Here is an 8269-nt window from a genome sequence, read left to right as displayed (position 1 = left end):
ACGTGCGACCGCCTAGATTTGAATGACCTAGAGCATAATGAGGGAGCGATCGTTAAAGCCCGTCGTCTGTGGATTCATGGCGGTTGGCATCCACCGTCCGATGACACCATTGAAGCCTGACGCTGATTAGCTTAGCCGTGGCGGTATAACAAATCGTTGTAGCGGCGTATTTAGGTGATCTGCCATGAAGTTTAGGGCTATCTGCCGCCGCTGAACTCAACCGTTATGCGCGCGACTCGAAGTCGTTCGGGGGAGTTGGAGAGACTCCCAAAAGTCTTTCCCCGCCAGTGTTCAGGCGGATGTCCGCCTCGGAATGTTCAACCAGTAATGGGAGGGCAGCATCAGCAGACGAGGTTAAGTGTCGCAGCATCTTCAGAGCCAACAAGAGGGTGCGGGCTAGGGCAAGGACTTCGACAAGCTCAGCCGAGCGTTGCTAAGGATAACGCAAGTGAATCCTTGAAGGCTTCGTTAATTTATAGTTCTCGAAATGGCTGATACGAGAATAGTGGGGCATACGGGGGTTGGTAGCGTCTAAATACCAACTAAGAACACCCCGCCCCCGGAGTAAAGAGGAGTCCTAAGGCAATCGCATCTCCACCCCGTGCGGAACGAGGAAACCCCGATAGAGTCCTGGGAATCTTCATTTTCAGGTAAGCCGACGGGTAGTGCATTAATGTAAAGGATAGAAGAAAATCAAGGCGTTTCTGTTGTAGTTTCAAACCAGTAGAGAAGATGAAAGTTGAGATGACTTGTCCAACTTGTGGCTCCCATGACATTTCAAAGAATGGGACAACCCGTCGAGGTAAACAAAACTACAAATGCCGAGACTGCAATCGGCAGTTTGTTGAAAACCCGCAATGGAAGCCAAAAGATAAAGATACCCTCGGGTTTGTAGACCTCCTTCTGCTAGAGAAAATTCCTTTGGCAGGCATCGCTAGAACCACTGATGTTTCAAAAAACTGGCTGCAACACTATGTCAATACTTGCTATGCAGCGGTGCCTCAGTCTGTGGAAGTCGTGCCCAAATCCAAAGGGAAGCTGAAGGTGCAGATGGATGAGCTGTGGTCATTTGTTGATGAGAAGGGCAATAAACAGTGGGTCTGGCTGGCAATCGATGCTCAGACCCGAGAAGTGATTGGCTGTCATATTGGCGATGGCCTAAGGCCGGTCGGAGACCATCGCTCCCGAGAATCAGCGCAGAAATTATGGCAATCGATGCCAGGCGTGTACAGGCAGTGTGCTGTAGTCCACACAGATCACTGGGAGGCATACGAAACAGCCATTCCGGCAACGCGTCATCGTGCAGTGGGGAAAGAGAGTGGTTTGACGAGCTATATCGAAAGGTTCAACAACACATTGAGGCAGAGGGTGTCGCGATTGGTGAGGAAAACACTCTCCTTCTCTAAGAAACTAGAAAATCATGTTGGTGCTATTTGGAACTTTATCCACGAGTACAACCGCCTGATCAGAGAAAAGATTGCAGGAAACAAGTCCAGCGCTATTTTCTCTATCCTTTACTAAAATAGACTACCGTTTGATCAAGCTGCTGCGACCGCCTATGGCGCAATTAGAAGCGATCTAGAAAGTAGGGGGCTTGTCATCGGGGCAATGGATATGCTGATTGCGGCCCATGCTTTAAGTCTTGGAGCTACGTTGGTCAGCAATAATGTCCGAGTCTACCGCTGCGCCCAAGAACCCGATCGCCCCTGGAAATCAGTTGAGGCTCTAGACGATGTTGTATGATAATGATTATCATTCTGTTTTTTGGCGGGAGAACTATTCAGTCATGGCTGAGGACTACGCAGCCTTGATCCCAGTGATCGATCTCTTAGAAGGACTAGAGGCGCTGATGGATCAAGCGCCATCGGTGGAAATTGAACAAATTTTGCAGGCAGCTTGGTTGCAGGTGAGTGAAACCTTTCCCGAGGATTTCCTGGCGGCTACCTGTGCCGATGCGGGTGCCGCCGGTCTGCGTCGGTATCTCCGGGTCAAAGCCTTCTTTGACAATCCCAGCCAGCATCCCATCCAGGGGGCAGAACTGGCAGACTACTACCACCATCGCCTGCCCCTGGCGGAAGAACGGGTGGACTTTTTCTTTCCTAACTCGCCTGATATAAAGGATAAACGATGACCCTTTTTCCCAATTCTTGCGCCCCCGACTCCCCCCTGCGGTTGTCTCTGCCGCCCACGACAGCTGATGCCCCAGTGACCGAAGCCGATATGCAGGCCGCGGTGCGCACCCTGCTCCTTGGTCTAGGCGAAGATCCGGACCGTGAGGGGCTGCGGGATACCCCAAAGCGGGTGGTGAAAGCTCTGAAGTTTTTAACCTCGGGCTATCGACTGTCCCTAGATGACCTGCTCAACGGCGCGGTCTTTACGGAGGACACCGATGAAATGGTTCTGGTGCGCGACATTGATCTATTTAGCTCCTGCGAACACCACATTCTGCCCATTCTAGGCCGAGCCCATGTGGCCTATATTCCCAACGGGAAGGTGATTGGCCTGTCGAAGATTGCGCGCATTTGCGAAATGTATGGTCGTCGGCTCCAGGTCCAGGAGCGGCTCACGGCCCAAATTGCGGATGCCCTGCAGGGCCTGCTTCAGCCCCAGGGCGTTGCGGTGGTGGTGGAGGCGTCTCATATGTGCATGGTGATGCGCGGGGTGCAAAAGCCAGGATCTTGGACGGTCACCAGTGCGGTGCGCGGTGCCTTTGCCAAGGATTCGCGCACGCGCCAGGAATTTATGGATTTAATTCAGCATCGTCCTGAGTTCCGATAGGGTTATGTTTGATCGTCCTTCCTGTCCTGAAGCCAAGCTGCCAGTGGCCGTCATTACGGGCTTTCTCGGCAGCGGTAAAACCACCTTCATCAATCAGCTCCTGGAGCGGGTGGTGGATTTACGGGTGGCGGTGTTGGTGAATGAGCTCGGCCAGATTGATATCGATAGTCAGCTCATTCGCTCTCAGGACAAAAACAAAGTGGAGCTGACCAATGGCTGCATCTGCTGCTCGATTAACGACAGCCTGATGGAGGCGGTACTCGGCATTCTGGCCCGACGCGATGCGGTGGACTATCTAATGGTTGAAACGACGGGGGTGGCAGATCCGCTGCCGATTATGCAGAGTTTTCTGGCCACGGAGCTCTGGAATTTCACCCGTCTGGATGCGGTGATTTCTCTGGTGGATGCCGAAACCTTTGAGTCCCAAGACCCCTACCAGAGCCAGGCGGCAGGTCGTCAGATTTCCTACGCGGATATTTTGATTCTCAATAAGTCCGACTGTGTCTCAGCGGCGCGGCTAGAGGGTCTGACGGCGGATCTCACCGCTCTGCGTCCCCGGATTCGGATTTTGACCGCCACCTATGGTCAGGTGCCGCTGGACTTAATCTTAGATGTGCATCTGACCCGCCGCGAGGTGTTGGTGCAAGACCCGCTGGCCGTGGCTCTGCAGGGGCGACCTTCCTCGCATTTGCGAGATGACGGCTTTACCAGTGTTGAATTTAGCAGCGATCGCCCCTTAAGCCTGCGGGCCTTTCAGCAGTTTTTAGAGCACCAACTGCCGCGGGCGGTGATTCGCGGCAAGGGCGTCCTGTGGTTTGCCGAAAGCCGCGATCGCCATGTGTTTCAGCTCTGCGGTCAGCGCATTACCCTCCAGGATGACGCCTGGCAGGGGCCGCCAAAAACCGAGCTGGTGCTGATCGGACGCCATTTAGACCCCCAACGGCTGCGGGGGCAGCTGGCCGACTGTTTAGCCGCCCCCCTGTGACCGGTCCCCTGTTGTTTCGCCCTTTGGAGAGATCGCCCATGTCTGCGCCTGTTCCTGCCCTGCCAGTTAACCTGGAAACCATCGTGGCCAAGTTTGAGCGCATCGATCATCCCAAACGCCGCTACGAATATTTGCTTGGATTTGCCCAGCGGCTTCCCCCCCTGTCCCCCCAGTTCAAGCAACCTCAGTACAAAGTCGTTGGCTGTATCTCTCAGGTCTACCTCTATGCCCAAGCTGTGGAGGGACATGTCGCGTTTCAGGGAGATGCCGATGCGCTGATTCCCAAGGGGCTGCTGGGACTGTTGGTCGCGGGACTCAATGGGTTACCCCCGGCGGAAATTGGCGCGCTCTCACCCGACTTCATTCAGCGCACGGGCCTGAATTTAAGCCTTACCCCCTCCCGCAGCAACGGGTTTTACAACATCTTTTGTGCCCTGCAGCGGCAGGCGATCGCCCTGGCTCAGCCAGCGCCGCCAGCGGATTAGGCCGCGCCCCTGCCCCCCTAAATCTTGTTTTTTGTTCCTGTTTTGTCCCTTTAGTAACTTCCAGGAGAATAACCATGCCCCTGGCTCCAGCGGCCCCCCTAGCAGTTCCTAAGCGCGGGATGCCCGTCACGATTATTACCGGGTTTCTCGGCAGCGGTAAAACCACTCTGCTCAACCACATTCTGCAAAATCAGCACCGGCAAAAAGTGGCGGTGTTGGTGAACGAGTTTGGCGACATTGACATTGATAGCCAGCTGCTGATTTCCGTGGAAGAAGACATGGTGCAGCTCAGCAATGGCTGCATCTGCTGCACAATTAACGAAACCCTGGTGCAGTCGGTCTACGAGATCCTTGAACGCTCGGATAACATCGACCATCTGGTGATTGAAACCACCGGCGTTGCCGATCCACTGCCGATTATCCTCACCTTTCTGGGAACCGATCTGCGCGACTTAACCCGCCTGGATGCGGTCATTACCCTGGTGGACTCCGGCAGCTTCACGGCGGATCATTTCCACAGCAGCGCCGCCATGAATCAAATTCTCTACGGCGATATCATTGTCTTGAACAAGACAGATCTCGCGTCAGCCTCCCAGGTTCAAGCACTCAAAACCTGGATTATGAACCAAAAGGCAGGCGCTAGAATTCTGGAAGCTTGCAATAGCCAGGTTCCCCTTGGCTTTATCCTAGAGACCAATTGCTTTACCGGCCGCGATTACCCGGCTCTGCCGGCCTCAGATCACCCTCCGCATCCGGCCTCAGATCTCGCCCATGGGGAAGACCCATCCCATCAGGAACACCATTCCCATCCGGCGCATCCTTCCCATGACCATGCCGCTTCGCACCTGGAGCAAGATGGATTTATGTCGGTGTCCTTTGAAAGCGATCGCCCCTTTCAGCTCGAGAAATTTCAGGACTTTCTAACGGAAACCCTGCCTGTAGATGTTTTTCGGGCTAAGGGGTTTCTCTGGTTTCAAAACAACGTCCCCCGCTACATCTTTCAGCTCAGCGGAGGACGCTACACCCTGAATGTCGATACCTGGCCCAAAGCGCCCAAGACCCAGCTGGTGCTGATTGGTCGGAACCTCAAGCCAGGGGAATTACAGGCCCAGTTAGCGGCCTGTCTGGCCTAACAATCCGGCCTAACCATCCCTACCAGGATCGACTTTGGGCCATCACGCAGCTCGCACAGCTACAGCTCAGGGCATCCAGAATCGGATTTGAGCTGGACTGCACCAGAGCGGTCATGGGGACATCGTCTGGATGGGCCGGGGCGTGACTCAGGTCGGCTGGGGCCGCGATCGCCGGGTGATTCAGGGTCAGGGCCAGGGCCAGTGAGCTGGAACACCCCAAAACCGTTAACAGATGAGGTTGATGCTTCATAATCCCGCAGTTGAATGAGTTGAGCACTATCCTAGCCAATCTCTCCGTCGTTTGGCACTGCCCCGCTCAGGCTTCCTTAATCCTGGACAGAAGCCCATCAACTCTCTAAAATTTTGATAATGATTATCGTTATTATTTCATGATGTCTCTTGATCCTCTTCCCGATAATGTCCTGGCGCTTCCTGGATTGGACGGCTTTGTTCCGCCACCCGCCCCTGCTGTGACGGACTCAGCGGCGATCGCCCCTGGGATGCGTCCCCGCCGCTTGCGAAGAACGGCGGGACTGCGGCGCATGGTGCGGGAGACGCCACTCACGGTGAATGATCTGATCTATCCGGTCTTTGTCATGGAGGGTAGCGGTGAGCGTGTCCCCATTGCGGCGATGCCGGGCTGCGATCGCCACACGATCGATCAACTGCTGGTGGAGCTAGAGACGATTCAGGGGCTGGGAATTCCGGCGATCGCGCTGTTTCCGGTGATTCCCGCAGCGCAAAAAGACAATGCAGGCACCGAGAGCTACAACCCCCAGGGCTTAATCCCGAGAGCAATCCGCGCCATTAAAGCCGCCTATCCAGATTTGATCGTGATCACCGACGTGGCCCTCGACCCCTACAGCAGCCAGGGCCATGATGGCCTTGTGCGCGACGGGGTCATTCTCAACGATGCCACGGTGGAGGTGCTGGTGCGCCAAGCCCTCTGCCAGGCCGAGGCCGGTGCAGATATCGTCGCGCCCTCCGATATGATGGATGGCCGGGTCGGTGCGATTCGCGCCGCTTTAGATGCCGCCGGGTGGATTGAGGTGGGGATTTTGGCCTATGCGGCTAAATATGCCTCCGCCTACTACGGACCGTTTCGGGAGGCCTTGGCGTCAGCGCCTAAGTTTGGCGATAAGAAAACCTACCAGATGGATCCGGCCAATGGGCGAGAAGCGCTGAAGGAGGTGCAGCTTGATATTGCCGAAGGGGCCGATATGGTGATGGTGAAGCCAGCGCTGGCCTACTTGGATATTATCCGACGGATCAAAGATCAGATCACGCTTCCGGTGGTGGCCTACAATGTCAGCGGCGAATACGCCATGATTAAGGCCGCAGCGCAGCAGGGATGGATTGAGGAAAATTCAGTGGTGCGCGAGACGCTCTTGAGCATGAAGCGGGCCGGGGCCGATTTAATCTTGACCTATTTTGCAAAGCAGGTGGCCCAACAATTAACATCGGACATTTGATACTTTTGGCGGTTGTTTCCTGAGATCAAGTGCTGCAACAATGACCCTAGCCGATTGACCGCAGCACTGACATTCGCCGATGGATATCACCACCGTTTGGGAAGACCTGGCCTGGGAGCAGGGAGGGAAAATTGTTTATTTGATTCTGGATGGGCTGGGGGGGCTGCCGGACCCTGAACAGGGGGGGACAGAGCTTCAGGTCGCGCACACGCCGCACTTGGATCAGCTGGCGCAATCTTCAAGTTGTGGGCTGCTAGAAATGGTGGGGCCTGGTATCACGCCCGGCAGCGGTCCGGGTCACCTGACCCTGTTTGGCTATGACCCTTTGCAGTATCGAATTGGCCGAGGGGTTCTTGCGGCTCTGGGCATTGGATTTGACCTGAAGCCAGGGGACATTGCGGCGCGAGTGAACTTTGCCACCCTGGACTCAGCAGGCAAAGTCTGCGATCGCCGGGCCGGGCGCATTGCCACGGACGATAATCAGCAGATCTGTCAGCGGATCCGCGAGCAGGTGAATTTAGCGGTCGATTACTATTTTGAGACCGTGAGTGAACACCGCGCAGTGCTGGTGTTGCGCGGGACGGGCTTGAGGGGAGAAATTCAGGATACCGACCCTCAGCAAACCGGGCGATCGCCCCTGCCGCCTAAGGCACAACATCCAGAGGCCGAGCAAACCGCAGCCCACGTGGGCGCTTTTCTAGAGCAGGTCCAGCGGATCCTGAACCATGAAGAAAGCGCCAACACGATCTTGCTGCGAGGCTTTGAACAGTATCAGCCCCTTCCCTCCCTGGTGGATCGCTTTAAGTTAAGGGGGATTTGTCTGGCGGATTACCCCATGTATCGGGGAGTGAGCCGCCTGATCGGGATGGATGTGCCACCGCCACCCGGTGGACTCCAAGGGCGATTTGAGGGGCTAAAGCACCATTATGGGGCCGACTACGACTTTTATTTTCTGCACGTCAAACAGTCCGATAGCCGGGGAGAAGATTCAGACTTTGAGGCTAAGGTCGCCGCCATTGAGGCCTTTGATCAGCTGCTGCCCATCGCCCTATCCTTGAATCCCGAGGTGCTAGTCGTGGCGTCGGATCATTCCACGCCCGCAACCATGGGCCAGCACAGCTGGCATCCGGTGCCGGTGCTCATTCATTCACCCTACGTGCGGGCTGACCCAGTAAAACACTTTGATGAGTTCGCCTGCCTGCAGGGATCTCTAGGGCAGCGCCCAGGGCTAGACTTAATGGGATTGGCCCTGGCCCATGCCGGTCGCTTGAAAAAATACGGGGCTTAACCCCTGTTCCCTCCCCTCCTGTGGCCCTCAGGCTCTAGGGAAAGTGCCGGAACTGTCTCAGAAATATGCCCTTGAGAACAATGGACTGGAGGCAATTCTGACTCAGTTCTGGACAAGAAGACAGCCTC

Annotated in this window: 9 protein-coding genes and 1 pseudogene; 9 read left to right on the top strand and 1 reads right to left on the bottom strand. The window is 55.5% G+C overall.

Annotation, left to right across the window (positions count from 1 at the left end; translation table 11 throughout):
- Positions 1-744: 744 nt before the first annotated feature.
- From QQ91_RS12485 to QQ91_RS12460, 7 genes and pseudogenes are all read left to right on the top strand, one after another.
- Positions 745-1521: an IS1 family transposase gene (locus QQ91_RS12485; protein ID WP_166282533.1), complete on the top strand. Its 777-nt coding sequence runs from the start codon at positions 745-747 to the stop codon at positions 1519-1521.
- 15 nt (positions 1522-1536) lie between these two features.
- Positions 1537-1743: pseudogene (locus QQ91_RS21735) on the top strand (type II toxin-antitoxin system VapC family toxin); the annotation flags it as partial.
- A 43-nt stretch (positions 1744-1786) separates the two neighbouring features.
- Entirely contained in the window at positions 1787-2131 is a 345-nt protein-coding gene (locus QQ91_RS12480; RefSeq protein WP_166282531.1) for a hypothetical protein, read from the top strand.
- Positions 2128-2778, top strand: coding sequence for a GTP cyclohydrolase I FolE (gene folE, locus QQ91_RS12475; RefSeq protein ID WP_201277451.1), 651 nt, complete (start codon positions 2128-2130; stop codon positions 2776-2778). The genes QQ91_RS12480 and folE overlap by 4 nt, the downstream gene beginning before the upstream one ends.
- A 4-nt stretch (positions 2779-2782) precedes the next feature.
- Positions 2783-3763, top strand: coding sequence for a CobW family GTP-binding protein (locus QQ91_RS12470; RefSeq protein WP_166282529.1), 981 nt, complete (start codon positions 2783-2785; stop codon positions 3761-3763).
- A 38-nt stretch (positions 3764-3801) separates the two neighbouring features.
- On the top strand, positions 3802-4248 hold the full coding sequence (locus QQ91_RS12465; RefSeq protein WP_166282527.1) for a SufE family protein: 447 nt from the start codon (positions 3802-3804) through the stop codon (positions 4246-4248).
- Positions 4249-4322: 74 nt separating this feature from the next.
- Positions 4323-5381, top strand: coding sequence for a CobW family GTP-binding protein (locus QQ91_RS12460; protein WP_166282525.1), 1059 nt, complete (start codon positions 4323-4325; stop codon positions 5379-5381).
- A 19-nt stretch (positions 5382-5400) separates the two neighbouring features.
- Here QQ91_RS12460 and QQ91_RS12455 read toward each other — a convergent pair whose 3' ends face one another.
- A complete protein-coding gene (locus QQ91_RS12455; RefSeq protein ID WP_166282523.1) occupies positions 5401-5631 on the bottom strand; it encodes a hypothetical protein in 231 nt (76 codons plus the stop codon).
- Positions 5632-5881: 250 nt separating this feature from the next.
- Here QQ91_RS12455 and hemB point away from each other — a divergent pair, with 250 nt between their 5' ends.
- Positions 5882-6853 (top strand): porphobilinogen synthase, encoded by a 972-nt coding sequence (hemB, locus tag QQ91_RS12450; protein ID WP_166282543.1) that lies wholly within the window; start codon positions 5882-5884, stop codon positions 6851-6853.
- 79 nt (positions 6854-6932) lie between these two features.
- The gene (locus QQ91_RS12445; protein WP_166282521.1) at positions 6933-8141 is read left to right on the top strand and encodes a 2,3-bisphosphoglycerate-independent phosphoglycerate mutase; all 1209 of its coding nucleotides are present in this window, start codon (positions 6933-6935) and stop codon (positions 8139-8141) included.
- Positions 8142-8269 lie beyond the last annotated feature (128 nt).

This window comes from Lyngbya confervoides BDU141951 (genome assembly GCF_000817775.3).
In the GTDB taxonomy this organism is placed as follows: Bacteria; Cyanobacteriota; Cyanobacteriia; order Thermosynechococcales; family Thermosynechococcaceae; genus Lyngbya; species Lyngbya confervoides.
This window is presented reverse-complemented; position numbering and strand designations above follow the sequence as displayed.